At 51.9% G+C, this 25445-nt stretch carries 21 protein-coding genes and 1 tRNA gene; 16 read left to right on the plus strand and 6 right to left on the minus strand.

The window, feature by feature from the left end; translation table 11 throughout:
- The first annotated feature begins 72 nt into the window (after window positions 1–72).
- The 3 genes from phaR to bktB are packed head-to-tail and all read left to right on the plus strand — an operon-like array spanning window position 73 to window position 3288.
- The gene (phaR, locus tag NSP04_RS12945) at window positions 73–690 is read left to right on the plus strand and encodes a polyhydroxyalkanoate synthesis repressor PhaR (RefSeq protein ID WP_257512774.1); all 618 of its coding nucleotides are present in this window, start codon (window positions 73–75) and stop codon (window positions 688–690) included.
- 8 nt (window positions 691–698) lie between these two features.
- Window positions 699–2063, plus strand: a complete 1365-nt coding sequence (gene rimO / locus NSP04_RS12950) for a 30S ribosomal protein S12 methylthiotransferase RimO (protein ID WP_257512775.1) — start codon at window positions 699–701, stop codon at window positions 2061–2063.
- Window positions 2064–2106: 43 nt separating this feature from the next.
- Window positions 2107–3288, plus strand: coding sequence for a beta-ketothiolase BktB (gene bktB / locus NSP04_RS12955; protein ID WP_257512776.1), 1182 nt, complete (start codon window positions 2107–2109; stop codon window positions 3286–3288).
- 83 nt (window positions 3289–3371) lie between these two features.
- On the opposite strand, the gene NSP04_RS12960 is transcribed toward bktB, so the two are convergent.
- From NSP04_RS12960 to mfd, 4 genes are all read right to left on the minus strand, one after another.
- Window positions 3372–3959, minus strand: a complete 588-nt coding sequence (locus tag NSP04_RS12960; RefSeq protein ID WP_257512777.1) for a tetratricopeptide repeat protein — start codon at window positions 3957–3959, stop codon at window positions 3372–3374.
- A gap of 199 nt (window positions 3960–4158) precedes the next feature.
- Complete coding sequence (gene serB / locus NSP04_RS12965; protein ID WP_257512778.1) at window positions 4159–5031, minus strand: phosphoserine phosphatase SerB; 873 nt, start codon at window positions 5029–5031, stop codon at window positions 4159–4161.
- The gene (locus NSP04_RS12970) at window positions 5028–6059 is read right to left on the minus strand and encodes a tetratricopeptide repeat protein (RefSeq protein ID WP_257512779.1); all 1032 of its coding nucleotides are present in this window, start codon (window positions 6057–6059) and stop codon (window positions 5028–5030) included. The genes serB and NSP04_RS12970 overlap by 4 nt, the downstream gene beginning before the upstream one ends.
- Window positions 6060–6063: 4 nt before the next feature.
- Window positions 6064–9528 carry a transcription-repair coupling factor gene (gene mfd, locus NSP04_RS12975; protein WP_257512911.1) on the minus strand — a complete coding sequence of 1155 codons (3465 nt, stop codon included), beginning with the start codon at window positions 9526–9528 and terminating at the stop codon, window positions 6064–6066.
- A 125-nt stretch (window positions 9529–9653) separates the two neighbouring features.
- Here mfd and ispD point away from each other — a divergent pair, with 125 nt between their 5' ends.
- The 5 genes from ispD to NSP04_RS13000 are packed head-to-tail and all read left to right on the plus strand — an operon-like array spanning window position 9654 to window position 12699.
- Window positions 9654–10385 carry a 2-C-methyl-D-erythritol 4-phosphate cytidylyltransferase gene (gene ispD / locus NSP04_RS12980; protein ID WP_257512780.1) on the plus strand — a complete coding sequence of 244 codons (732 nt, stop codon included), beginning with the start codon at window positions 9654–9656 and terminating at the stop codon, window positions 10383–10385.
- Entirely contained in the window at window positions 10382–10879 is a 498-nt protein-coding gene (ispF, locus tag NSP04_RS12985; RefSeq protein WP_257512781.1) for a 2-C-methyl-D-erythritol 2,4-cyclodiphosphate synthase, read from the plus strand. The genes ispD and ispF overlap by 4 nt, the downstream gene beginning before the upstream one ends.
- Window positions 10879–11562, plus strand: coding sequence for a tRNA (adenosine(37)-N6)-threonylcarbamoyltransferase complex dimerization subunit type 1 TsaB (tsaB, locus tag NSP04_RS12990; protein WP_257512782.1), 684 nt, complete (start codon window positions 10879–10881; stop codon window positions 11560–11562). The genes ispF and tsaB overlap by 1 nt, the downstream gene beginning before the upstream one ends.
- The gene (rimI, locus tag NSP04_RS12995) at window positions 11549–12010 is read left to right on the plus strand and encodes a ribosomal protein S18-alanine N-acetyltransferase (RefSeq protein ID WP_257512783.1); all 462 of its coding nucleotides are present in this window, start codon (window positions 11549–11551) and stop codon (window positions 12008–12010) included. The genes tsaB and rimI overlap by 14 nt, the downstream gene beginning before the upstream one ends.
- The gene (locus tag NSP04_RS13000; protein WP_257512784.1) at window positions 12007–12699 is read left to right on the plus strand and encodes a uracil-DNA glycosylase; all 693 of its coding nucleotides are present in this window, start codon (window positions 12007–12009) and stop codon (window positions 12697–12699) included. Before rimI ends, NSP04_RS13000 begins: the two co-directional genes overlap by 4 nt.
- Before the next feature lie 17 nt (window positions 12700–12716).
- Here the strand turns inward: NSP04_RS13000 and lplT are convergent, their stop codons facing one another.
- Complete coding sequence (lplT, locus tag NSP04_RS13005; RefSeq protein WP_257512785.1) at window positions 12717–13994, minus strand: lysophospholipid transporter LplT; 1278 nt, start codon at window positions 13992–13994, stop codon at window positions 12717–12719.
- Between the two features lie 159 nt (window positions 13995–14153).
- Here lplT and alr point away from each other — a divergent pair, with 159 nt between their 5' ends.
- The 4 genes from alr to NSP04_RS13025 all read left to right on the plus strand — a co-directional run bounded on the left by alr (window position 14154) and on the right by NSP04_RS13025 (window position 20897).
- The gene (gene alr, locus NSP04_RS13010) at window positions 14154–15260 is read left to right on the plus strand and encodes an alanine racemase (protein ID WP_257512786.1); all 1107 of its coding nucleotides are present in this window, start codon (window positions 14154–14156) and stop codon (window positions 15258–15260) included.
- Window positions 15261–15265: 5 nt separating this feature from the next.
- Window positions 15266–16648 (plus strand): DNA repair protein RadA, encoded by a 1383-nt coding sequence (gene radA / locus NSP04_RS13015; RefSeq protein ID WP_257512787.1) that lies wholly within the window; start codon window positions 15266–15268, stop codon window positions 16646–16648.
- 74 nt (window positions 16649–16722) lie between these two features.
- The gene (locus NSP04_RS13020) at window positions 16723–17823 is read left to right on the plus strand and encodes an efflux RND transporter periplasmic adaptor subunit (RefSeq protein WP_257512788.1); all 1101 of its coding nucleotides are present in this window, start codon (window positions 16723–16725) and stop codon (window positions 17821–17823) included.
- Entirely contained in the window at window positions 17820–20897 is a 3078-nt protein-coding gene (locus tag NSP04_RS13025) for an efflux RND transporter permease subunit (protein ID WP_257512789.1), read from the plus strand. The genes NSP04_RS13020 and NSP04_RS13025 overlap by 4 nt, the downstream gene beginning before the upstream one ends.
- Window positions 20898–20910: 13 nt before the next feature.
- Here NSP04_RS13025 and NSP04_RS13030 read toward each other — a convergent pair whose 3' ends face one another.
- Window positions 20911–21756: a squalene/phytoene synthase family protein gene (locus NSP04_RS13030; protein WP_257512790.1), complete on the minus strand. Its 846-nt coding sequence runs from the start codon at window positions 21754–21756 to the stop codon at window positions 20911–20913.
- 88 nt (window positions 21757–21844) lie between these two features.
- Between NSP04_RS13030 and NSP04_RS13035 the strand changes: the two genes are divergently transcribed.
- The 4 genes from NSP04_RS13035 (at window position 21845) to clpX (ending at window position 25426) form a co-directional block, all read left to right on the plus strand.
- Window positions 21845–21929 (plus strand) — tRNA-Leu (locus tag NSP04_RS13035).
- A gap of 192 nt (window positions 21930–22121) precedes the next feature.
- Window positions 22122–23426 carry a trigger factor gene (gene tig / locus NSP04_RS13040; protein ID WP_257512791.1) on the plus strand — a complete coding sequence of 435 codons (1305 nt, stop codon included), beginning with the start codon at window positions 22122–22124 and terminating at the stop codon, window positions 23424–23426.
- 21 nt (window positions 23427–23447) lie between these two features.
- Window positions 23448–24095 carry an ATP-dependent Clp endopeptidase proteolytic subunit ClpP gene (gene clpP, locus NSP04_RS13045; RefSeq protein ID WP_257512792.1) on the plus strand — a complete coding sequence of 216 codons (648 nt, stop codon included), beginning with the start codon at window positions 23448–23450 and terminating at the stop codon, window positions 24093–24095.
- A gap of 59 nt (window positions 24096–24154) precedes the next feature.
- Window positions 24155–25426, plus strand: a complete 1272-nt coding sequence (clpX, locus tag NSP04_RS13050) for an ATP-dependent Clp protease ATP-binding subunit ClpX (RefSeq protein ID WP_257512793.1) — start codon at window positions 24155–24157, stop codon at window positions 25424–25426.
- Window positions 25427–25445 lie beyond the last annotated feature (19 nt).

The following is a 25445-nucleotide window of genomic DNA, read 5'->3' on the forward strand; positions in this document are numbered from 1 at the left end:
AGCACCTGCAACCAGACCGCACACCCACGCAGGTGCGGCGGCGTACAACACCATAAAAAAGAGATGAGAGGCATGGCTGAAGCAACACGACTGATCAAAAAGTACCCGAATCGACGTTTGTACGACACCCAGACCAGCAGTTACATCACCTTGGGCGATGTCAAAGTACTGGTGCTTGAAAACGAAGGCTTTCAGGTCGTGGATGCGAAAAGCGGTGACGATTTAACCCGCAGTATTTTGCTCCAGATTATTCTGGAAGAAGAAACTGCTGGCGTGCCAATTTTCACCTCACCCATGCTGTCGCAGATCATTCGGTTTTATGGCAATGCGATGCAGGGCATCATGGGCACGTTTCTGGAAAAGAATTTGCAAGCTTTCATGGACATTCAGAACAGCTTTCAAGACCAGGGCAAAAATGTGGCCGACGGCAGCCAGTTTGCCAACCCGGAATTGTGGTCACAGTTCATGAGTGTACAAACGCCTGTCATTCAAAGCATGATGAGCAATTACATTGAGCAAAGCAAAAACATGTTTGTGCAAATGCAGGACCAGTTTCAAAACCAGACCCGCAGTATGTTTACAAACTTTGGATTTCCAAACCCGGGCGAATTTCCCGGCATGACGGGTATGCCAGGCATGCCCGGAACCCCCGGCGCTTCGAAAGACAAACCGGACCCCACCAAAAAATAACACTGAACATGCAAGACGACACCTTTACTGCCAAGCGCCCACCGAGTGTGGGCTTTGTTTCTTTGGGTTGCCCAAAGGCCCTTGTGGATTCCGAGCGAATTCTGACCCAGTTGAAGGTAGAGGGGTACCACGTGTCCGCTTCCTACGAAGGAGCAGACTTGATCGTGGTGAACACCTGCGGTTTTATTGACAGCGCCGTGCAGGAAAGCCTGGACGCAATTGGCGAGGCCATGCACGCCAATGGCAAAGTGATCGTAACGGGTTGCCTGGGTGCCAAAAACGGCAACGAAGGCAAAGAGCTGATTACCAACCTGCACCCCAAGGTGCTGGCGGTAACTGGCCCGCATGCCACCGAAGAAGTGATGCAGGCAGTGCATATTCACCTGCCCAAGCCACACGATCCCTTTATTGATTTGGTGCCCGACCATGGCGTGAAGTTGACGCCCAAACACTATGCTTACTTGAAAATATCGGAAGGCTGCAACCACCGTTGTACTTTCTGCATTATCCCGAGCATGCGTGGCGATTTGGTCTCTCGCCCAATTGGTGAAGTCATTCGCGAAGCGGAAAGCCTGAAGAAATCAGGCGTGAAGGAACTGCTGGTTGTAAGCCAAGACACGTCTGCCTATGGCGTTGATTTGAAATACCGCACCGATTTCGTGAATGGCCGCCCTGTAAAAACACAGTTTCAGCAACTGGCTGAAGAACTGGGCGAGTTGGGCATTTGGGTGCGCATGCACTACGTGTACCCATACCCCCATGTAGACCGTGTGGTGCCGCTGATGGCCGAAGGCAAAATTTTGCCGTACCTTGACATTCCCTTTCAGCATTCACACCCCGATGTTCTGAAGCGCATGAAGCGCCCCGCCAGTGGCGAGCGCAACATTGAACGTATTCGTGCCTGGCGCGAAACCTGCCCCGATATCACTTTGCGCAGCACCTTTATTTCTGGCTTTCCCGGTGAAACGGAAGATGAGTTCAAGCACCTGCTCGACTTCATTGAAGAGGCGCAGCTTGACCGCGTCGGCGTGTTTGCCTATTCCCCTGTAGATGGTGCAGTGGCCAACGCATTGGACAACCCGGTGCCTGAAGAAGTGAAGGAAGAGCGCCGCGCACGCTTGATGGAATTGCAAGAAAAAATTTCACTGAGCCGGAACGTTGCCAAGTTGGGCAAGGTGATGCAAGTGTTGGTTGATGAAACCGACGAAGAGGGCATTGTGGCGCGCAGCAAAGCCGATGCGCCTGAAATTGACGGCAATGTGTTCATACCCATGCCAGAAAACCCAGCCCAGCAGCCTAAGCCGGGCGATTTTGTGAATGTGCTGATTGACGATTGTGACGAGCACGACCTGTGGGGTCAGATCGTTCCTTGAAATATAAGCCAAGAGTTTCTAATTAAAATATGGAGATAGAGCAATGACACGTGAAGTCGTGGTTGTAGCCGGTGTACGCACCGCAGTAGGTGACTTTGGTGGAAGTTTGAAAGACTTTTCCCCAACGCAGTTGGGCGCCATGGTTGTGAAAGAAGTGGTGGCCCGCGCAGGCGTTAGCGCCGACCAGGTGGGCCATGTGGTGTTCGGCCATGTGGTGAATTCCGAGCCGCGCGACATGTACTTGTCTCGTGTAGCTGCCATTGAAGGTGGTTTGGACAAATCCACACCAGCACTTACGCTGAACCGCCTTTGTGGTTCTGGCCTGCAAGCGATTGTGACTGCTGCGCAAAGCATTATGCTGGGCGACGCCGATGTGGCCATTGGTGGCGGTGCTGAAAGCATGAGCAAAGCCCCTTACATTTTGCCCGCCGCCCGCTGGGGTGCACGCATGGGCGACATGAAAGGCATTGACATGATGGTGGGTGCACTGCACGACCCGTTCCATGTGATTCACATGGGCGTGACCGCTGAAAACGTGGCCAAAGAATTCAATGTAAGCCGCGAAGACCAAGACAACCTGGCTGTTGAAAGCCACAAGCGCGCGGCCAACGCCATTGCAAATGGTTATTTCAAAGAGCAAATACTGCCGATCGAAGTAAAAACCCGCAAAGGCCCAGTGGTGTTCGATACGGATGAACACGTGCGCGGCGATGCTACAGTGGAAGGCATGGCCAAACTAAAAACCGTGTTTCAGAAAGACGGCACGGTGACCGCAGGCAATGCTTCAGGTTTGAATGATGGTGCCGGTGCAGTGCTGTTGATGGAACGTGGGGCTGCCGAGAAGGCTGGAAAGAAGCCCATGGCGCGTTTGGTGGCTTATGCCAACACGGGTGTTGAGCCCACCATCATGGGAATTGGCCCTGTGTCTGCAACCAAAAAAGCTTTGGCAAAAGCTGGCTTGAAGATTGAAGACATGGACGTGATTGAAGCCAACGAGGCTTTTGCTGCGCAAGCTTGCGCAGTAACCAAGGAACTGGGCATGGACCCCGCCAAGGTAAACCCCAATGGCTCAGGCATTTCAATTGGTCACCCCATTGGTGCAACTGGCGCCATTATCACTGTGAAGGCGCTGTATGAATTACAGCGTGTTCAGGGCCGCTATGCGCTGGTCACCATGTGTATTGGTGGTGGTCAGGGTATTGCCGCGATTTTTGAGCGGATGTAAAAATGAAAAGGGCATTTGAATTTCAAATGCCCTTTTGTTTGTCCGCAATACCAACCCAGCCTCACCAGCGCAGTACCGCCGGCCTAGTACAACCAACGGTCGTTTTCCCAGCGACCAAAGTAGGGGTAGTCATGGGACCAGTAACGCTGCGCATTTTTGCGCCAGTACTGCTCGTTTTTCCATTTTATTTGTTTAGCCCGTTTGGCTCTGCGTGCTTCCATGGCAAGTGCCGCTGATTCTTTGTCGCCTGTAGATGCAGCAATTTTCAGCCATTTTTCCGCTTCAGCAGGATTCGCGGCTATTTCACTCAGGCCCGTAAGGTAAAGAAGTCCCAAGGCTTTTCGCGCTTCAAGTTGCCCCTGTTCGCCTGCCTGGCGCATCCACTTTAAAGATGTCTGGGAGCTTTGCACAACGCCGTCCCCCCTGAAATACCTTAGCGCCAAATCGTAGGCTGCTTTGGGATTGGTGCGAGCCAAACCCTCAAGGGCATCAATTTTGTTTGGAATTTGAACAGGCACTGGCTCGGCGATCGGAATGCTGGTTTGGGCTGCTGACGGTTCTTCACAGCCCTGGCGTTCGCATGAATCAGCAACTTCCTCCTTGGGCGTAAGTAAGGCGCAGGAGGCCAGGGTAGCAAGTGCTGCAAAAGAAATGAAAAATTTGAAAATCACGACACGATTGCCTTTGATTAGAAAGCAATCAGTTTATGTGTTTGATTTCCATGGTGAGAACGCCGCTGGCAATGTGTTTTCACTGGGTCGGTTCTGGGAGATTTAACCGCATTTTTACGTGAAAATACCTCTAGGCGGAGTGATACCACCCCTTGCCCTAGGTAGCAGAATGTAAGGGGTGTGCTGCTAATGTTGAGTATTAATTGCGAGCGTCAAACCACTTGCAAATCGTATCCAGCCCGCCATGGTTAATGCAGAAATCAGTTTTCTCCTGCACCACTGGCTTGGCATAAAATGCCACGCTGGCGCCCGCAATTTCCATCATCTTCAAGTCGTTGGAACCATCGCCGACAACGATTGCTCGGGCTGGGTCGCAGCCCAACAGTTCGCAGGTTTCCAGCACGGTTTCACGCTTTACATCGGCGTCAACAATGGTGCCCAGCACCCGGCCTGTTAAATGACCATCAACAATTTCAAGCGTGTTTGATCGGGTGTAATCCAGTCCCAGCACTTCTTTCATTTTGTCGGTGAAGAACGTGAACCCACCGCTGACCAGCAAGGTTTTCCACTTGTTTGCCTTGGCGTATGCAATCAATTCTTCAGCGCCGGGCGACAAGCGCAAGCGTTCTTCAAACACAGCATTCAAGGCACTTTCAGGAACACCTTTAAGCAATGCAACCCGGCGATTCAAGCTTTCAGAGAAATCTTTGATTTCGCCACGCATGGCTGCTTCGGTAATTTCAGACACCTCTTTTTTTTTGCCTGCGAAATCAGCAATTTCATCGATGCACTCAATGGTGATCAAGGTGCTGTCCATGTCCATGGCCAATAGCTTGAATTCGCTGGCTTGAAACTCACTTTCCAGAATGGCGAAATCAAAGTGGTGCGTGTGGCTCAATGGGCGAAGCACATCGGTAATGGCCGCCTTTGGCAATGTGTAGGCTTCTGGAATTTCAGCGCAATATTGACAATCAATCACCTCTACACCCAGCGTAGGCAAATTCAGGGCTTCCATTGCGGAGTGCACCTGTGCGGTGGTCAATGATCTGGAAGAAAAAAACAGTTGGCTCATGGTGTGCTCTCGGGTTCTGGATTGCTTTCGGCGGGCGATTGAATCTCTGCCAAAAGTTGCTTTGACGGTTCATAACCGCGGTTTGCTGCAAGGTTAAGCCATTGTAAGCCCAGTGGCTTGTTGACTGGAAAGCGGGTGCCCTCATGCAGCAAAGTACCCAGCATGTGCATTGCTTCGACAACTTCCTGCTGTGCCGCCGAGCTTAATAAGGCAAGTATTGCGGGGTCTTCCGGCAGTAGGGCGGCTTCGTTGTTGAGCACTGAATCAGCCAGTTCATAGCTGGCCTGGGGGTGGGCAAGCCGGGCGGCACGGCGAAGCCAAAACATTCGGTCTTCACCCTCAAATTTGCTCAAGCGGTATCGGGCGTTTGCGTCTTCTGCATTCGCCAAGGTGTACAGCAGTCGCTTCTTTTGTTCGCACAAATCGGTTGTGGGGCAATACACTTCAATCTTCCCTTCATCGAGTCGATTCAACGCGTACTGCGTGCAGGGCAAATGAATTTCTGCGCACGCATCCAAATGCTGCTGGGCTTCAACTTTACTGTGCCCAAAAGGGCTCTCCATTTGGCTTTCCAGCACTGTTTTGGCATACAAAAACTGCGAGGGCTGATGTTGGTCGCGGGAAGCGCGGCGAAGCCAGCCCATGCCTTCCATCAGTTGTTTATTTAAGTCGGCCTTGTTGGCATCAAATACATCAAGTAGCAGGAGTTGCCCCAGGTAGTACTGCGCAGGGGTGTGGTTTTGAACGGCGGCCTTGCCAAGCCAAATACGTGCAATTTTAAGATCACGCTCAACCGCATCGCCGCGAAGTCGCATCAAGCCCAATGTGGTTTGAACTTCAGCATTGCCCGCTTCAGCCTGCGGTAGCAAGGCTTTGTAAACAGGCAATCCTTCGCTTTTTTTGTCGATGGGCAATGCCTGCGTTTGAGCAATGGCGTTTGAGGCTAGGCAAGCGCAGCCCAGCACCCACAATGTGATTGTGAAGAACTGGCGAGTCCGTGTGTTCAATGCGCTTGCTGCTTGCTTCATGGATTTAAGCGAGTTGTTTTATTAAGCCTTTCAAGAACTGTACACGGTCGCTGACTTTCGGGAAACTACGCGTAATTCTTAAGCGCTCAGCTCCAGCCAGTTTCATGTCTTTTTCTTTTTGAATCATCAAAATGATTTTGCCTGCATCCACATTCGGTTGCGCATCGAACTGCACTACCGTGGCATCGGTTGAGCTGTCAATTTTGGCAATGCCCAAGGGTTTGGCCAGAATGCGCAGCCGGTGTGTTTCAAGCAGCGCTGTGGCTGCTTCCGGCAGCTTTCCAAAGCGATCAATCAACTCTTCTTGTACTTCTGAAATGAAGTCCATTTCTTCGGTGCTGGCCAGGCGTTTGTACAGGGTCAGGCGTTCATGCACATCAGGGCAATAATCTTCAGGCAATAGCGCTGGCGTGTGCAGGTTGATTTCCACTGTGGCATTTAGCGGTGCAGTTAAATCGGGTTCTTTGCCTGCCCGCAAACTGCGCACGGCGTGGTTCAGCATGTCGGTGTACATTTGAAAGCCCACTTCGTGCACATTGCCGCTTTGGTTCGCGCCCAGTACTTCGCCTGCGCCGCGAATTTCAAGGTCGTGCATGGCCAGGTAAAAACCGCTGCCCAAGTCTTCCATCATGGTAATCGCTTCAAGGCGGCGTTCTGCATTCTTGCTCAAGCCGTCTTCGTTGTTCACCATCATGTAGGCATAGGCCTGGTGGTGCGAACGGCCTACGCGGCCTCGCAATTGGTGCAACTGCGCCAAGCCGAATTTGTCGGCGCGGTGAATCACAATGGTGTTCGCGGTGGGCACATCAATGCCAGTTTCAATAATGGTGGTACACAGCAGTACATTGAAACGCTGCTGGTAAAAATCGCGCATGACGCGTTCCAGATCACGTTCATTCATTTGCCCATGGGCAATGCCGATGCGTGCTTCCGGCAGAATTTTTTCAAGTGCTTCGCGTCGGTTTTGAATGGTGTCGACTTCGTTGTGCAGGTAGTACACCTGCCCGCCACGCTTCAGTTCACGCAACACAGCTTCACGAATTACGCTGTCTGTTTCGCGGCGAACGAATGTTTTAATCGACAAGCGGCGTTGTGGCGCGGTAGCAATTACCGAGAAATCGCGAATGCCTTCCATGCTCATGGCCAGTGTGCGTGGAATGGGTGTGGCCGTTAAGGTCAGCACATCCACTTCAGCACGCAGGTTTTTTAGGGCTTCTTTCTGGCGCACACCAAAACGGTGTTCTTCATCAATAATCACCAAGCCCAGGCGCGAAAATTCAACATCTGAACTAAGCACTTTGTGTGTGCCAATAATTATGTCGGCTCGCCCGGTGTTGATTAATTCAACTGCGTCACGAATTTCCTTCGGCGATTTGAATCGCGACAACTCAACCACCTTCACCGGCCAGTCTGAAAAGCGGTCCGAGAAGGTTTGAAAGTGCTGTTCGGCCAGCAAGGTGGTGGGGGCCAACAGCACCACCTGTTTGCCGTCCATGACACTGACAAAAGCTGCACGCAACGCCACTTCGGTTTTACCAAAGCCCACATCGCCGCACACCAGGCGGTCCATGGGGCGGGGTGATGTCATGTCGGCAATCACTGCCCGAATGGCAGCAGCCTGGTCTGCAGTTTCTTCGAAACCGAACTTTTCAACAAAGGCTTCGTAGTCGCCAATGCTTAGTTTGAATTCATGGCCTTTGCGTAGCGCGCGGCGGGCATACAGATTCAACAATTCTGCAGCAGTGTCGCGCACCATCTTGGCGGCTTTTTTCTTGGCCTTTTCCCACTGGCCGGAACCCAATGCATGCACGGGCGCGCTTTCAGGGTCGGAACCGCTGTAGCGTGCAATCACATGAAGTTGAGCTACAGGCACGAATAGGTTGGAACCATTGGCATATTCAAGATGCAGGAATTCAGAGGCACCTTCGCCAAGGTCCATGCTAATCAACCCTTTGTAGCGGCCAATGCCGTGCTGTTGGTGTACCACTGGGTCGCCAATTTTCAGTTCAGACAAATCGCGAATCATTGATTCAACGTTGCTTTGCCTTTCCTGCTGCCTGCGTGCGCCACGGCGGCGTGGCGACAATGAAAACAATTCAGCTTCAGTTACAAATGCAACTTGGGCCTCAAGCCCGCGGTGCACGCCAAAACCTTGGTCCAGAATGGCGGTGCACAGCACGAACCGCTCACCGCTTTCCAATGCACCTTGCAACGTTTCGGTTTGGTGGGGCTTTAATTTGTGTTCCAGGAAATACTGGTTCAGTGTTTCTCGACGGCCATCGCTAGGCGCCACCATAATCACTTGCTTGTAGCTACCTGCACCGCTGCGTTCAACCAGATTGCGGAACTTGAAAATTGGGTCGTCCGCCTTGCGGTCTGCTGCCAGATCGGGTAGCAATGCACCGCTGTATTCAGGCACCAATGCATTTTTGGATGCAGACAAACTTACGCGTGCAGCATTCTCAAAACTGCTGAAAAACTCAGTTGCATTCAGGTAAATTTCAGAGGGCCGAAGAATAGGGCGCTGAATGTCTTTCGATAAAAAATCAAAGCGGCTTTGCGTGTCGGCGGCAAATGTTTGCAGGGCTTGGTCGACGTCGCCATGTTGAATAAAAACCATGTCCTTATTGGGCAGGTAGTCGACCAGGCTTGCGGTGTTTTCGAAAAACAGTGGCAAATAATATTCAATGCCTGCGCTTGCTACACCCGTGCCCATGTCTCGATAAATGGATACCTTTGATGGGTCGCCTTCAAAACGTTCGCGCCATTTGCTTCGGAACTGCGCGCGGCTTTGTTCGTCCATCGGGTATTCACGGCCGGGCAGCAAGCGCATTTCTCGCACCGGGTATAGGCTGCGCTGGGTATCCACATCGAATGTTTTAATGGATTCAATTTCATTGTCAAACAAATCAATGCGGAATGGCAGAGTGGTGCCGGTGGCAAACAGATCGATAATACCGCCGCGAATGCAGTATTCGCCGGGGGTCATCACCTGCGAAACATGGCTGTAACCGGCAATGGTTAATTGCTCGCGCAGCTTTTTCTCATTCAGCTTGTCGCCGGTTTTGAAGAAAAAGGTGCTGCCCGCCAAAAACGAGGGCGGTGCCAGTTTTTGAATCGCGGTGCTGGCAGCTGTAATTAACACGTCGAGGTCGCCTTGCTGGGTTTGGTACAGCGTGGCCAAGCGTTCAGACACCAAATCCTGGTGGGCCGACAAACTGTCGTAAGGCAGTGTTTCCCAGTCGGGTAGGTAGTGCACTTTCAGGGTGGGTGCAAACAAAGCAATTTCTTCTTGCAAACGGGTGGCGTCGTGCGGGTTGGCGCAGGTAATCAGGCACAGGCGGTCCTGTTGCTGGGCCTGGGAACACAGCTGGGCCAGTAAAAAGGCATCGGCGCTGCCGGGCGGGTGCGCCAAGCTGAGCCTGTGGCCACCGGTTAACTGAAAAGAAGAAGTAAAATATGACAGCATAAAGTTTGCCCGCTTGGATACTGCAACCATGCTGGTTTTCCAGTGGGCGTCAAGTTCGGGTTGTGGGTCGGTGAATCAAGGCCCGTATTATACGGCGGCAAGTGCCCGCATAGGAACAGGCTTTCATGGCAAGAACTGCCAAGTATTTTGGATTGGTGCCCGCTGGCGGTGCCGGGCGTCGTTTTGGGGGCAAAACTCCGAAGCAGTACGCCATATTGGGTGCGCACACTGTGCTTGAGCACAGTGTGCAGGCTTTGCTGGCTGATCCACGTGTGGAGAAAGTGTTTGTTGTGGTGGCCCAAGGCGATTCAACCGCTGAAAGTCTGTTTGAAGGCAACTTGCAAGTGAAATGTTTGCCTGTGGCTGGCGCTGAGCGAGCCAACACTGTGCTGAATGCCTTGAACCACCTGCTTCAAAATTTTATGGTAAATGAAACCGATTGGATTTTGGTGCACGATGCGGCACGCCCCGGTTTAAGCCCCATTGCACTTAAAACCTTGATGGACCAAGCCAGTGAACATGTGGTGGGTGGCTTGTTGGCTGTGCCGGTTGCAGACACTTTGAAGAGAGTAGTTGTGGCGGAAGAAGGTGAAGTGATCGCCCAGCACACGGTGCCACGAGACCAACTTTGGGCAGCACAAACGCCGCAAATGTTTCGGGCACAGGCCTTGAACATGGCAATTTCTGAATGCCTGTACAAAGGATTGGCACTGACTGACGATGCCAGTGCCATTGAGACCATGGGAATTGGCCCCTTGATTGTGCCGGGGCATGTCGAGAATATGAAGATTACACAGGCCGATGATTTGCGGATTGTTGCCAAATTGTTGGGGTTGAATCAGGAGAATCCACAATGACCGACAATATGACGCGCTTGCGCGTGGGGCAGGGCTACGATGTGCACCGCCTGGTTGAAGGCCGCAAGCTGATTTTGGGTGGGGTACACATTCCCTCTGAACTGGGCTTGTTGGGCCATTCGGATGCAGACGCCCTGTTGCATGCGGTTACCGATGCTGTATTGGGTGCTTGCGCCATGGGCGACATTGGCACTCATTTTTCCGACACCGACCCGCAGTTCGAAGGGGCGGATAGTGGCTTATTGCTGAAGAATGTAATCGAAAAAGCGCGTGTCAAAGGATTCAAGCTTCTGAATGTGGATTCAACCCTGATTTGCCAAAGCCCAAAGCTTGCACCGCACATGGCGGCCATGCATCAAAGCTTGAGTACTTTGTGTGGCTTGCCGCTGGATGCCGTCAACATCAAAGCCAAAACCAATGAGAAGTTAGGATACCTGGGTCGCAAAGAAGCGATCGAAGCGCAGGCTGTGGTGTTGATGGTGAAGGGCGCTTGATGACAGCACGTTTTATTTTGGCAATCAGCACCAGTTCAGGCGTTGCCAAAGTGGCTGCCGTATCTCAAGAGGGCGCTGAGCTGTTCAGCTTCGACATTGTGGATTACAAAAGCCAGTCGGCGCAGTTGTTGCCGCTGATTCAGCAGCACATGCAAAAAGCGAATGTCGACCCAAGCCTATGCGCCGCAATTGCAGTCGACATTGGCCCGGGCGGATTCACCAGTTTGCGCACGGCCTGCGGCATTGCGCAAGGCTTGGCGGTAGGCTGGAGTGTTCCTACAGTGCCCCTGACCAGTTTTGAGTGCATGCTGCCCGCGCTGATGCAGGCCGAGCCAATTACGGTGTTGATGGACGCACGCTTGAATGAGATTTATGCCGCAAAAGTTCACCGCACTGGTCAGGGCACACAGTGGGACTTACCGCCTTATTTGTTGCCAATCACCGAATTGCAAAACGTGAGTGGTCTGGCAGTGTGCGATGCGCATTTGCACCCGCAGTTTCCTGTGCCACGGGCAGGCGTTTTTTTGGGGGCAGTGTCTGCAGTCCGCTTGGCGCAATTGGCGTGGCAAGAATTTGAAGCGGGGCGTGTATCTGCGCCATTTGATTGCCAACCCCTTTATGTACGCGACAAAGTTGCACAAACCACTTCTGAACGGCAGGCGTTGAAACATGGCGCTTTTTAGTATTCGACCCATGACCGAGGCCGATGTGCCCGCTGTTATTCTGGTCGAGAACCAGATCTATGAATTCCCCTGGACCGATCGAAATTTTTTGGACTCCCTGCGCGCCGGGTACCACATGCATTGCATGTGGCTGGATGAACAACTTGCCGGTTACATTGTGATGATGCATGTGGTGGACGAGTTTCACCTGTTGAACATTTCAATACGAACAGACCTTCAAGGTTATGGACACGGAAAGCACTTGCTGGAATGGGGAATTGGGCAGGCAAAAATGGCCAATGCCACGGGCATGTTGCTGGAGGTTCGGCCCAGCAACACCTCGGCAAAAGCCCTGTATGAGAAAGAGGGGTTCAAGTTGATTGGCGCGCGCAAGAATTATTACCCCTCGCACATGGGTCGAGAAGATGCGTTGGTGATGTTAAAAAAATTTACAGGCAGTTTGGAATGACACAATCAAAAAGCAAGGCTGAACTGTTCACTGCCATGGGCATTGGGCCTGTGTGGGAATTGAAAAATTCGCCCCTGGCGCAGGCCGATTCTCATTCTGATTCACATATCAAGCCAACCAGCGCGCAGCCTTCGCTTGAAAGTTTGCGCAGCACTGTGGCCAGCTGCCGAGCTTGCGACCTTTGCGAAACAAGAAAGCAAACTGTGTTTTCGGATGGTGTGGCGCAGTCGCATTTGATGATTGTGGGTGAAGCGCCGGGCGCAGAAGAAGATGAAACCGGCATGCCTTTTGTGGGCCGAGCCGGGCAGTTGCTGGATCGCATGCTGAATGCAGTGGACCGCAGTCGAAAAAGCAATGTGTACATTGCCAACGTGTTGAAATGCCGCCCGCCGGGTAATCGGGATCCACATGTGGGCGAAATCGAAAAGTGTTCTGACCATCTGTTTCAACAGATTGCACTGAATAATCCGAAGGTACTCTTGTTGGTGGGCCGATTCTCAATTCAAACCCTGTTGAATACCAAGAAATCCGTGGGCGAACTGCGCGGGAAGGTACACCACGTTACTTTGAATGGGCTGAACATTCCTGCAATTGTGACTTACCACCCTGCATATTTGCTGCGGCGACCGGAAGAAAAATCAAAGGCCTGGGACGATCTATTGTTGCTAAAAAAACTGGGTATTCAATGAAACAAACTGGGACGTGCTTACTGAGGCATTCCCACTGGGCGGTCCTCACCAATGCGGGCTTCAACGTTGTACAGGCGCTGATTGCGACGGTGCCACACAATCACCAGGAACATGGTGGCCATCACAAATCCGCCAAACATCAAGATCACATTGTTCACATGCACGTCAAAGCTGATCAGCACAGCGTAAACCGTCAACATGGTAAGCACTGATATATTTTCATTGAAGTTTTGAATGGCAATTGAACGCCCGGCGCTCATCAGCACGTGGCCCCGGTGTTGAAGCAATGCATTCATGGGTACCACGAAAAATCCGCTGAGTGCGCCAATCACAGTAATCAGCACATAGGCCATGCCCTGGTTGTTTACCAGCACCATCGCCATGCACACCAAGCCCATCATGATGCCCATGGGCAATACCAACATTGATTTTTTAAGGGGAATCATCTTTGCTGCCGCCACGGCACCCGCTGCCACACCAAAGGCGCATACACCTTGCAAAATTGCACCTTTGTCCAAAGGTAAGCCCAAAGCACTTTCAGCCCATTTCAGGACAATGAATTGCAGCGTAGCGCCAGCACCCCAGAACAGGGTGGTCACAGCCAACGAAATTTGGCCTAACTTGTCGCTCCACAGTTGCTTCACACACCCGTAGAACTTGCGGGTCATAACAATCGGGTGGTTTAATTGGGGTTCATAGCGTGCGCCAGTATCGGGAATCTTGAAGTTGAAAATGGCCGCTATCAAGTAGCCGAAGGTAATCACGAAAATTGCAGCCTCGGCAGCGGTACTGTTTTCATCAAGCACCCCGGGGACCCGCATTTGCATCAGGTATTCGCTGGTGCCAGGCGCTATCAAGACACCACCTAACACTGTTCCCAGAATAATTGACAACACAGTCAGGCCTTCAATCCAACCGTTGGCTTCAACCAGACGATCATGCGGAAGAAGCTCAGTCAGTATTCCGTATTTGGCTGGTGAGTATGCCGCCGCGCCCAAGCCCACCACTGCGTAAGATAGCAGCGGGTGAATGCCCGCGAACATCATTAGGCAACCGACCACCTTGATGGAGTTGGTGATCAGCATCACTCTACCCTTGGGCAAAGTATCGGCAAATCCGCCCACAAAAGGGGCCAGCACCACATACGACACCACAAAAAATAGTTTGAGCAGGGGCGTCATCCAGTCGGGCGACTGAATTTGAAATAGCAATGCGATTGCCGCAATCAATAGTGCGTTGTCTGCGAGCGACGAGAAAAACTGCGCCGCCATGATGGTGTAAAAGCCGGGTTTCATTCAACTGTGAATTGAGCGAAATCCATTTTCTGCGATTTCGCCGTTTCGCTGCTCGTTCAACGGTGTTGTGGCGTTATATCATATCCAGGCGCTTGGCGTATAAAGCAATGTCCTTTTTACGACCTTCAAGCCAACCCTTCAACCACCATTCTTAAGCCCATGCCACGACCCATACGTGCAGTGGTTAATCCCACCGCAATTTTAGGCAATGTTAACAAAATCAAGCAGTTACTGGGTGCAGGTCAAGTTATGCCCGTGGTGAAAGCCAATGCCTACGGGCATGGTCTGGAGCGTGTTCTGGAAGGTTTGAAGAATTCAGATGCATTGGCCATTCTTGAAATCGATGGAGCAGCGCGTTTACGGCAACTGGGCTGGACCAAGCCAATCGTCTTGCTGGAAGGCTGTTTTGACGAAGCCGATTTACACAAAGCCACTGAACTGCATTGCGACTGGGTGGTACACAACCAGGCTCAGCTTGAAGATCTTGAAAAGTTGGCGGCGCTCAATAATTCTTTCAAACCCAGAATTTTTTTGAAAATGAACACTGGCATGAATCGATTGGGTCTTCAAGCGCCTGAAATGCCTGCTGCGATCACTTGGCTTGATGAGTTCACAAGCCGGCTTGGCTGGCCCACCCCAGTGTTGATGACCCACTTTGCCAATGCTGATGAAGCCGAGCCGCGTACGCGCCAGCCAATGGCCCAGGCTCAATTCAATAACTTGATGCGCTTTAAACCTGCCCACTGGCAAAGCAGCTTGGGTAATTCTGCGGGCAGCCTGAATTTTCCTGAACTGGCTGGCGACATTGCGCGCCCCGGTATTGCGGTTTACGGCGCTACACCCGGTCCCCATGCGGCAGCCAATTATGGTTTGAAACCAGCCATGACCTTTATCAGCCAGATTATCGCCATTCAACACATCGAGGCTGGTGATCGGGTTGGTTATGGTTCTCGCTGGCAGGCCGATCGTGCGGGTCGAATCGCAGTGGTGGCCTGTGGCTATGCCGATGGTTACCCACGCCATGCCCCCGACGGCACCCCAACGTTTGTCGAAGGGCATGTCGCCCCCGTCGTAGGCCGGGTGTCCATGGACATGATGACCATCGACATTACCAGTATCCCCGATGCGCGCGTGGGTAGCGCCGTTGAATTGTGGGGCGAACACATTCCAGTGGATGTCGTGGCCGACCGCTGCGGCACGATAGGCTACGAGTTGTTGTGTGCCATTGCGCCCCGCGTGCCTTTTCAAGTTGTTTCAAAGGACTAGCCGTTTTGGCCAAAAGTAAAAGTCAGTATCAATGCACCGAATGCGGTTCTGTATTCCCCAAGTGGCAGGGGCAGTGCACCGATTGCAACAACTGGAACACACTGGTTGAATCTGCTGTTTCCACCACCGCACCGCCCAAGCACAGCCGCTTTGCTGCACTTGCTGCGCAAAGCAGCAGCGTGATCAAGCTTGCCGACATTCAGGCGCAAGACCACCCGCGTTTTAGCAGTGGCGTGCCTGAATTCGACCGCGTGCTGGGCGGTGGCATGGTGCCCGGCATGGTGGTGCTGTTGGGTGGCGACCCCGGTATTGGAAAATCCACTTTGTTATTGCAGTCCATGGTCACTTTGGCCAAAACCACTTCAGCCTTGTATGTCAGTGGTGAAGAATCTGCCGGGCAAATTGCACTGCGCGCTCAGCGCATGGGGCTGGAGCACACCAATTTAAATGTACTCACTGAAATTCAGCTTGAGCAAATCGTCGCCCAGCTGGAAATACTCAAGCCCGAAGTGCTGGTCATCGATTCCATTCAAACCCTCTACACCAGTGAATTGAGTGCGGCACCAGGCTCGGTTAGCCAGGTGCGTGAATGTGCAAGCCAACTGACCCGGCTTGCCAAAGCCTTGGGCATCACCACGATTCTGGTAGGCCATGTCACCAAAGAAGGTACCCTGGCAGGCCCGCGCGTGCTTGAACATATTGTGGACACCGTGCTGTACTTTGAAGGCGATTCGCAATCGTCGTTTCGCTTGGTTCGCGCATTCAAAAACCGTTTTGGCGCGGTGAATGAATTGGGCGTGTTCGCCATGACCGATCGCGGATTAAAAGGAGTGAACAATCCCTCGGCCCTCTTTTTGTCGCAAACTGCTGAATGGGTGGCGGGGTCTTGTGTCATGTGTACTCAGGAAGGTGCCCGGCCTTTGCTGGTTGAAATTCAGGCCTTGGTTGATGCCTCACATTCGCCAGCACCCCGCCGCTTGTCAGTGGGTCTGGAACAAAACCGCCTGGCCATGTTGCTGGCCGTGATGCATCGCCATGCAGGTTTGCAGTTTTTTGATCAAGATATTTTCATCAACGCAGTGGGTGGTGTTCGAATTTCCGAGCCAGCCGCCGACTTGGCGATTGTATTGGCCATGGTGTCTTCCTTGCGAAACAAACGCCTGCCCAAAGAACTGGTGGTGTTTGGTGAAATTGGTTTGTCTGGTGAACTACGACCAGCACCCCGAGGGCAGGAAAGGCTGCGAGAAGCTGCCAAGCTGGGGTTCACGCACGCCATAGTTCCTGCCAGCAATGCGCCCAAACAGCCAATCGAAGGCATCGAAGTGATTGGCGTGGATCGAGTCGAGAAGGCTTTGGCTGCGCTGCGCGACAAGCTGGATTGTTTTTGACTGATTTTTGACTTCCCGTTTGTTTGCACCGACAATTGCGCTGATAACAAAAAACTCACTCCTTCGAGCGATCCATGTCCAAAAGCCGTTTGTTAATGCCTGTTGTTTGGGCTGCCCTAGGGTCGCTCTTGCTCGCGTCGTGTTCCCGCCCCGAAATTGACACTTCAGAAATTATTCGCCCGGTTCGAGTTATTGAACTTCAATCCAGCAACAGTACTTTCGAGGAAAGTTTTCCGGGCCAAATTGAACCTCGCTTTCAGGCCAACTTGAGTTTTCAGGTGGGAGGCAAGCTGGTTAATCGTTTGGTCGATGTGGGTGATCGGGTGCAAAAAGGGCAGGTGCTCGCCAAGCTCGATCCTCAAGATCTAAGTTTGGCTCTTCAAGCCGCGCAGGCCCAGTTCAATGCAGCCAGCACTGAACAGGCCCAGTTGAAAACTGACCTGGAGCGTGCAAAAACCCTTAAGCAGCAAAATTTTATCAGCCAGGCGGAACTCGATCGCCGCCAGCTCGCCATGGACGCGGCAACAAGCCGGCTTTCACAAGCCCGTTCCCAACTCAATACACAATCAAACCAGCGTCAGTATGGCGATTTGCGCGCACCCGACAATGGTGTTGTGTCCATGGTGTATGCCCAGGCGGGGCAGGTACTTTCCGCTGGGCAACCCGTTGTGCAATGGGCCAACGAGAATGAGGTCCAGGTTCGAATGGCGGTGCCGGAAAGCCGGGTGTCCGACATCAACGTGGGGCAGCCTGCTTCGGTGTTGTTGTGGTCGGGCAAAGAAAGCTTGAAGGCTGAAGTGCGTGAAGTATCGCCTGTGGCCGACCCCGTTACGCGAACATTCGATGTGCTGCTGGATGTTAGCGACAACAACAAACTGTCACGCTTTGGCATGAGCGCCACCGTCCAATTCAGCAAGGCAGCGCAAACCGATGTATTCAAACTGCCTATTCAAGCTTTGGTGGCCGAGCAAATAGGCGCATTTGTTTGGGTGTTCGACGAAACCAAAGGTGTTGTCACCAAGCGCATGGTGCAACCTTACGAGGTATCAGAAAGCAATTTTCTGGTGAAAGAAGGTCTAAACAACGGCGAGTTGATCGTAACTGCTGGCACCCATGTGCTGAACGACGGGCAAAAAGTGCGCCGCTTCATTGAAACAAGCGACTTGGCTCAATGAACAAAATCAATTTATCCCGCTGGGCGCTGGAAAACCAGCCGCTGGTTCGCTACCTGTTGGCGGTGTTCATTTTCGCAGGCGTAGCCGCCTTCTTTTCTTTAGGGCAAGAAGAAGACCCGCCATTTGTGTTTCGTGGCATGGTGGTTCGTGCTTATTGGCCTGGTGCCACGGCCATGCAAATGGGGCAACAGGTTGCCGACCCCATCGAAAAAACCATTCAGGAAATTCCATACGCTTACAAAATTCGCTCGTATTCCAAGCCGGGCGAAACAGTGATCTTCCTGCAACTCGACGACAGTGCTCCGCCGCAACAAGTGGCTGACATTTGGTACACCACACGAAAACGGGTGGGCGACATGGCAGGTGCCTTGCCGCGCGGGGTGGTGGGCCCGTTCTTCAACGATGAGTTTGGTGACACGTTCGGCGTGTTACTGGCCTTCTCGGCCGATGGTTTTAAATACGCTGAGCTGAAAGACTTTGTAACCCAGGTTCGACAGGAAATGCTGAAAGTGCCAGATGTTGCAAAAGTGCAATTGTTTGGCGTGCAGCCCGAAAAAATATTCATCGATGTATCGCATTACAGGCTTGCGCAGCTTGGTATTTCAGCGCAAGACATATTCAACCAAATCAATAGCCAGAACGCAGTCACATCCCAGGGCGTACTCAGCCTTGAAGATCAAAAAGTGTGGTCACGTGTGGAGGGCCAGTTTGAATCACTGGAAGAAATTGCCAACACGCCCATACGTGCAGGCAACAACACTTTGTTGCTGAAAGACATCGCCACCGTGCACCGCGGCTACCTTGACCCGCCGGTCTCGAAAATGCGCTTCAACGGCAAGGAAGTAATTGGCCTGGGCATTTCAATGGTGAATGGTGGCGACATTATTCGCCTGGGTGAAGAGCTCGCCAAAGTTGAGCGCCGGGTGCTGGCGGAATTACCGGTTGGCATTGAACTCCAGCGCGTGGCCGATCAACCCGAATCGGTTCGAACTTCCGTAAATGAATTCGTGAAGGTGCTGATCGAAGCTATTGTCATTGTACTGGCTGTCAGCTTCTTAAGCCTTGGTCTGCACAGTAAGCCGTTCCGTGTTGACACACGGCCTGGCCTGGTGGTTGCGCTTACCATTCCCCTGGTGCTGGCGCTCACGTTTCTGGCCATGTCGTTTTTCAATATCAACCTGCATAAAATTTCACTGGGGGCTTTGATCATCGCCTTGGGTTTGTTGGTGGACGACGCCATCATCGCAGTGGAAATGATGGTGCGAAAGCTTGAAGAGGGCTATTCACGCTTCGACGCTGCTATTTTTGCTTACGACTCCACAGCCATTCCCATGCTGACAGGCACACTGATTACGGCGGCCGGCTTTTTGCCGATTGCACTGGCTCAATCAGCGGCGGGTGAATACACCTATTCAATTTTCGCAGTCACTGCACTTGCACTTATTTTGTCGTGGTTTGTTGCGGTTATTTTCGTGCCCTACATTGGTTACTGGCTGCTGAAAAAACCCAAGGATGGGGAAGGGCATGCAGAGGTGTTTGACACACCTTTTTACCAGCGTTTTCGCCGTTGGATTGAGGTGTGCGTGAACCACCGCTGGATTACGATTGCAGTCACTGTGGTGGCTTTCGTCGGTGGCGGGTATTCATTCAAGTTCATTGAACAGCAGTTTTTCCCCGATTCCAACCGACTGGAAATCATGGTCAATCTGTGGCTGCCTGAGGGCACTGCATTCGAGGAAACGGAGAAGCAAGCCATCAAACTTGAGCAATGGCTGGCGCAGCAGCCTGAAGTGGCGGGCTATGCCAGTTTTGTGGGTGATGGTGCACCACGCTTTTATTTGTCGCTTGATCAAAAATTTGTGCAAAGCAATCTGGCTGAATTGATCGTAATTCCCAAAACATTCAACGACCGCGAAATTCTTCGTATCAAGTTGAAAACTCACCTTGAAGGCAATTTCCCCGACATACGCCCCCGTATCACCTTGTTGCCAAATGGTCCACCTGTCACCTATCCAGTTCAGTTTGTGGTGCAAGGGCCAGACCCCCGAGTGGTGCGTGTGGTGGCCGACAAAGTAAAAGAAGCAGTGGCTTCCAGTGAATACACACGCGGCACGCACGACAATTGGAATGAAAACATCAAGGTGATGAAGGTTGAAGTGGACCAGGCCCGGGCGCGTGCCTTGGGAGTGAGTAGCCAAAGCATAGCCGAGTCTTCACAGGTCATTTTGTCGGGTGCAACTATTGGCCAATACCGCGAGAACAATCGCCTGATCGACATAGTTTTTCGCAACCCGGAAAGCGAACGCGATACGCTGGCCGAGCTCATGAATGCAAACGTGCCAACAGCCAGTGGGGCTTATGTGCCTTTGTCTCAGGTGGGCAAGGTGAACATGACCTTCGAGCCGGGCGTTATTTGGCGCGAGGGCGGTGAATTTGGCATTACGGTCAAGGCTGATGTGGTGTCTGGTATTCAAGGCACTACAGTGGCTTTGGCGATGGACAAGGCACTTGATGAGTTGCGCAGCCAGCTTCCTTTGGGCGTCAGTGTGAATCTTGATGGCTTGGCGGCCGATTCCGGCAAGGCGCAAGAGTCGATTATGGCCAATGTGCCTTTGATGCTGTTTATTGTGCTCACCTTGCTGATGCTTCAGCTGAAAAGCTTTGGTAGAACACTGTTGGTGTATTTCACAGGCCCCTTGGGAATTATCGGCGCTGCCTTGGCGTTGATTATTACTGCACGACCATTCGGTTTTGTGGCGCAGTTGGGGGTTATTGCCCTGTTCGGCATGATTATTCGGAACTCGGTCATTCTGGTGGATCAAATTGAGCAAGATCGTGCTGCGGGAGTTGATCCGTTTGAAGCCATCATAGGTTCTACTATTCGCCGTTCTCGCCCAATTTTGCTGACTGCCGCGGCGGCGGTGTTGGCCATGATCCCCCTGATGCGTTCCCAGTTCTGGGGACCCATGGCGGTGGCCATTATGGGTGGCTTGATTGTGGCAACCTTGTTAACCCTGTTTTTCCTGCCAGCCTTGTACGCTGCGGCTTATCGAATCCGAAAACCAAAGCACTGATCTCGCCTGCGTGTTACCACCGTAATACCTGCGTGGTCCATGCGGTACTGAACTTTCGAAATGGAGTCACCAGCTTTTGTTCAGTCAGTAACTTGTAATGGCTGGCCTTGTGCAAATGAAGTTCAACCGCCCGCATACGGAACAGGGCCCTCAATGGCCGGGCAAACAGGCGCTGTTCCAGTGGAACTGTTGCCCAAGCTTGCTCCGCATGTGCCACCAGCAAGGCACTGGTTTGAGTGAATAAGGCGTGGCTGGCGTCGTTGTGTTGCCGTTGCTTGATTTGCTCTGCAGTGACTCCATGTTGGCTCAACAATTCGATAGGCAACGGCTGAAAGCCTTGGTCAAGGTATTTCGCCAGCCTCAACAGTTGGCAAAGCCGGGTTGATTCTGTCCAGAAATTCAACAAGCCATTAAAATCATTGCTGGCCTCGCCAAAACGCGCCTTGATCAGCTTTACCCACGGCTCTGCTTCGGCGCGCACATCGTTGTGCCAATCGTTCATGGTGTTGTAGCGTTTGGGCTCGCAACTGCTGGCCACACAGTTGATCAACTCAATCCAATGCTCGGCGGGAATTTTTGCCAGCACTGGTTTGGAAATGGCTGTGACCACCGGGTGCGCATTGGTTTCCTGGGTCGCATTCGCCAGCGTGTTGCGCCACCAGCCCAGTTTCACCTGGGTAAGCCCGGCTTCCATCTGTTTCAGGCAGGCCTGGCGTAGCTCGTGATTTAGCGTGAAGCAACCTAGCCAGAATGCCTTGAATTCATCGGTCAGAAACAGGGTCGCGTAATGCAGCGAAGCGGTTTCACCGCTGACTTTTTCGCGGCAATAGGCCAGCGGGTTTTCCAGAGATACGAGCATGTCACCTTCAAAATTTGGGGCAGAGCGTACAATAAGTAATATTGTACGGGCTGCGCGAGCAAAATCACGCTATAATGCGCCCCTGCATGCGGATGTGGCGAAATTGGTAGACGCACCAGATTTAGGTTCTGGCGTAGCAATACGTGAAGGTTCGAGTCCTTTCATCCGCACCACCATTCCAATGCCCTGAAGTGAATCGCTTCCGGGGCTGCCTAGTTTTACCAAACCCCCGCCAAAGCACCTTCATACTTGTGTAAGATATCGGCAATTGTAGAACCTTTGCGGCATTGCACTGCACAAAGATTTCTCACCCATTAACCACCCCTTGGGCCGCATGTCCAAGGCAACTAGTTCAAGAGTTACAAATGACTGAAACAACCACCACTGCAAGCTCGCTAGAGAAAACGATTTCCCTGAAGCTTTCAGTTGAAAAAATCAATGCTGAAGTTGAAAAGCGCCTGCAAAAGGTTGCCCGTACAGCTCGCATGCCCGGTTTCCGCCCAGGTAAAGTGCCCATGAAAATGGTGGTGCAGAACTACGGTCCTCAAGTGCATTCTGAAGTATTGAGCGACGAAATCGGCCGCACTTTCAGTGAAGAAGTTCAAAAGCAAGACCTGCGTGTGGCTGGCCAGCCCCGCATTGAAGCTGCGAAAGACGCGGCTGATGACGCTTTTGAATTCAATGCAATTTTCGAAGTGTTCCCAGAAGTTAAATTCGGCGACTTCGCCACTCTGGAAATCGAAAAAACAGTGGTTGAGGTTTCTGACGCCGAAGTTGACAAAACAATCGAAATTTTGCGCAAGCAACGCGCAAGCTTTGCTGAAACTGATCGTGCTGCCGCTGAAGAAGACAAAGTAACGCTGGATTTCGCTGGCAAAATCGACGACGTGCCTTTTGATGGTGGCTCAGCCGAAGACTTCTCATTTGTAATTGGCAAAGGCCAAATGCTGCCGGAGTTTGAAGCAGCAGCGAAAGGCTTGAAGAAAGGCGAAGAGAAAACCTTCGACCTGGCATTCCCTGCTGACTACCACGGTAAGGATGTGGCGGGTAAAACTGCCCAGTTCACGATCACCATCAAGAAAGTTGAAGGCCCTCAACTGCCTGAATTGAATGAAGAGTTTGCCAAGTCCATGGGCATTGGCGAAGGTTCGCTGGAAAAGCTGCGTGAAGACGTTCGCGTTAACCTGAGCCGAGAAGTCAGCAACCGCACCAAGGCACAAACCAAAGAATCTGTGATGAACGGCTTGTTGAAAGTGACCGAGTTTGATGTTCCCAAGTCGCTGATTCAGTCTGAAACAACCGAGTTGGCATCGCGCGCCCGTCAAGATTTGAAAGCACGTGGCATGCAAAATGTTGAAGAAATTCAATTGCCTGAAGACATTTTTGCGGCGCAAGCAGAGCGTCGTGTTCGTTTGGGTTTGATTGTGTCTGACCTGGTTAAGACAAATAACTTGCAGGCCAAGCCCGAGCAAGTGCGTGCCTTCATTGAAGAGCAAGCGCAGAGCTATGAAAACCCCGCTGAAGTAATGCAGTGGTATTTTCAGGATCGCGCCCGTTTGGCGGATGTAGAAGCGGTTATTCTGGAAGACAATGTGGTTGAATTTGCTTTGGCCAAATCCAAAGTGATCGAAAAGAAATTGTCCTTTGACGAACTGATGGGAAATAAATAAATGATGTGGAACCCTCGCTCTATGACTAGCAATATGAACAATTCTGGCGCTCAAGACACACAGGGCAATATGTATGTACCCATGGTGATTGAGCAAAGTGGTCGGGGCGAGCGGGCCTATGACATTTATTCGCGCTTGCTAAAAGAGCGTGTGATTTTCCTTGTTGGCCCCATTAACGACCAAATGGCCAACGTGATTGTTGCCCAAATGTTGTTTCTGGAAAGTGAAAACCCTGACAAAGACATCGCGCTGTACATCAACAGCCCCGGTGGCTCAGTGTCCGCCGGTATGGCCATTTACGACACCATGCAGTTCATCAAGCCCGATGTGTCTACGTTGTGTACAGGTCTGGCGGCCAGCATGGGCGCGTTCTTGTTGTCATCTGGCACCAAAGGCAAGCGCTTTTCTTTGCCCAATAGCCGCATCATGATTCACCAGCCTTTGGGTGGTGTGCAGGGTCAGGCTTCTGACATCGAAATTCATGCTAAGGAAATCTTGTATCTGCGTGAGAAATTAAACGGAATACTTGCTGAGAACACAGGTAAGTCGATTGAAGAGATTGCGCGTGACACAGATCGTGATAACTTTATGGGTGCAGACTCGGCAAAGAACTACGGCTTGATCGACGATGTGCTGAAGCACCGTGTGGCACCTGCAGACAAGAAGTAACGGTAGTAACAACCTGGATTGCTTGATTGCCCCCTAAGGGGCTTTCCAGAGGAAAAATAATGTCAGAAAAGAAAGGCTCCAGCGAAAAGCTGCTTTATTGCTCCTTCTGCGGCAAAAGCCAGCATGAGGTGAAGAAATTGATCGCAGGGCCCTCTGTGTTCATCTGCGATGAATGCATTGAGTTGTGCAACGACATCATTCGAGACGAAGCCGCAGAAGCCACGGCAACGGGGGGCGGTGACAAACTGCCAACTCCACAAGAAATTCGTTCTATTCTTGACCAGTATGTGATTGGTCAAGACAAAGCCAAGCGTGTGCTGGCAGTAGCGGTGTACAACCACTACAAACGCCTGCGCCACATGGGCAAAAAAGACGACATCGAACTGACGAAAAGCAATATTTTGCTGGTGGGCCCAACAGGTTCAGGCAAAACTTTGCTGGCGCAAACACTTGCCCGTTTGTTGAACGTGCCATTTGTTATTGCAGATGCAACCACTTTGACTGAAGCGGGTTATGTGGGTGAAGACGTAGAAAACATCATTCAGAAATTGCTGCAAAGTTGCAACTATGAAGTGGACAAGGCCCAGCGCGGCATTGTTTACATCGATGAAATTGATAAAATTTCGCGCAAATCCGACAACCCATCAATTACGCGTGACGTATCGGGTGAGGGTGTACAGCAGGCCTTGTTGAAGTTGATTGAAGGTACAGTTGCTTCTGTTCCCCCGCAAGGTGGTCGCAAGCACCCCAATCAGGATTTTGTCCAAATCGACACTACCAATGTACTGTTTATCGTGGGTGGAGCTTTTGAAGGTCTTGATAAAGTAATTCGCAACCGCTCAGAGCGTTCCGGTATTGGCTTTGGCGCAACCGTGAAAAGCAAGCAGGATGAAAACGTTGGTACATTGTTGGCCGATGTAGAACCTGAAGATTTGATCAAGTTCGGCATTATTCCTGAATTGGTTGGTCGTTTGCCGGTTATCGCTACGCTGGAAGAACTCGACGAGCCAGCATTGATCGAAATTTTGACCAAGCCCAAGAACGCCATGGTGAAGCAGTTTGAAAAGCTGCTTGAAATGGACGGTGCTGAATTGGAAGTTCGCCCATCGGCCCTTAGCGCAATCGCCAAAAAAGCGATACAAAGAAAAACTGGTGCTCGTGGTTTGCGTACCATTCTTGAGCAGGCATTGTTGGGCATCATGTACGACCTGCCAGGCGACACCAACGTGAAGAAAGTGGTGGTGGATGAAAATGCAATCACCGGTGTGGGTCAGCCTTTGCTGATCTATGAAGACCAGCCCAAGGTGGCAGGCAGCAAAGACAAGTCCTGACACCAATTTGCAAATCAAA

It is taken from the genome of Limnobacter parvus (assembly GCF_024623725.1).
GTDB classification, from domain to species: Bacteria; Pseudomonadota; Gammaproteobacteria; order Burkholderiales; family Burkholderiaceae_B; genus Limnobacter; species Limnobacter parvus.

Bases quoted from the DNA above. Each gene is read 5' to 3' on its own strand.
- phaR (WP_257512774.1), top strand. From the start codon at position 73: ATGGCTGAAGCAACACGACTGATCAAAAAGTACCCGAATCGACGTTTG.
- rimO (WP_257512775.1), top strand. From the start codon at position 699: ATGCAAGACGACACCTTTACTGCCAAGCGCCCACCGAGTGTGGGCTTT.
- bktB (WP_257512776.1), top strand. From the start codon at position 2,107: ATGACACGTGAAGTCGTGGTTGTAGCCGGTGTACGCACCGCAGTAGGT.
- serB (WP_257512778.1), bottom strand. From the start codon at position 5,031: ATGAGCCAACTGTTTTTTTCTTCCAGATCATTGACCACCGCACAGGTG.
- NSP04_RS12970 (WP_257512779.1), bottom strand. From the start codon at position 6,059: ATGAAGCAAGCAGCAAGCGCATTGAACACACGGACTCGCCAGTTCTTC.
- mfd (WP_257512911.1), bottom strand. From the start codon at position 9,528: ATGCTGTCATATTTTACTTCTTCTTTTCAGTTAACCGGTGGCCACAGG.
- ispD (WP_257512780.1), top strand. From the start codon at position 9,654: ATGGCAAGAACTGCCAAGTATTTTGGATTGGTGCCCGCTGGCGGTGCC.
- ispF (WP_257512781.1), top strand. From the start codon at position 10,382: ATGACCGACAATATGACGCGCTTGCGCGTGGGGCAGGGCTACGATGTG.
- tsaB (WP_257512782.1), top strand. From the start codon at position 10,879: ATGACAGCACGTTTTATTTTGGCAATCAGCACCAGTTCAGGCGTTGCC.
- rimI (WP_257512783.1), top strand. From the start codon at position 11,549: ATGGCGCTTTTTAGTATTCGACCCATGACCGAGGCCGATGTGCCCGCT.
- NSP04_RS13000 (WP_257512784.1), top strand. From the start codon at position 12,007: ATGACACAATCAAAAAGCAAGGCTGAACTGTTCACTGCCATGGGCATT.
- lplT (WP_257512785.1), bottom strand. From the start codon at position 13,994: ATGAAACCCGGCTTTTACACCATCATGGCGGCGCAGTTTTTCTCGTCG.
- alr (WP_257512786.1), top strand. From the start codon at position 14,154: ATGCCACGACCCATACGTGCAGTGGTTAATCCCACCGCAATTTTAGGC.
- NSP04_RS13020 (WP_257512788.1), top strand. From the start codon at position 16,723: ATGTCCAAAAGCCGTTTGTTAATGCCTGTTGTTTGGGCTGCCCTAGGG.
- NSP04_RS13025 (WP_257512789.1), top strand. From the start codon at position 17,820: ATGAACAAAATCAATTTATCCCGCTGGGCGCTGGAAAACCAGCCGCTG.
- NSP04_RS13030 (WP_257512790.1), bottom strand. From the start codon at position 21,756: ATGCTCGTATCTCTGGAAAACCCGCTGGCCTATTGCCGCGAAAAAGTC.
- tig (WP_257512791.1), top strand. From the start codon at position 22,122: ATGACTGAAACAACCACCACTGCAAGCTCGCTAGAGAAAACGATTTCC.
- clpP (WP_257512792.1), top strand. From the start codon at position 23,448: ATGACTAGCAATATGAACAATTCTGGCGCTCAAGACACACAGGGCAAT.
- clpX (WP_257512793.1), top strand. From the start codon at position 24,155: ATGTCAGAAAAGAAAGGCTCCAGCGAAAAGCTGCTTTATTGCTCCTTC.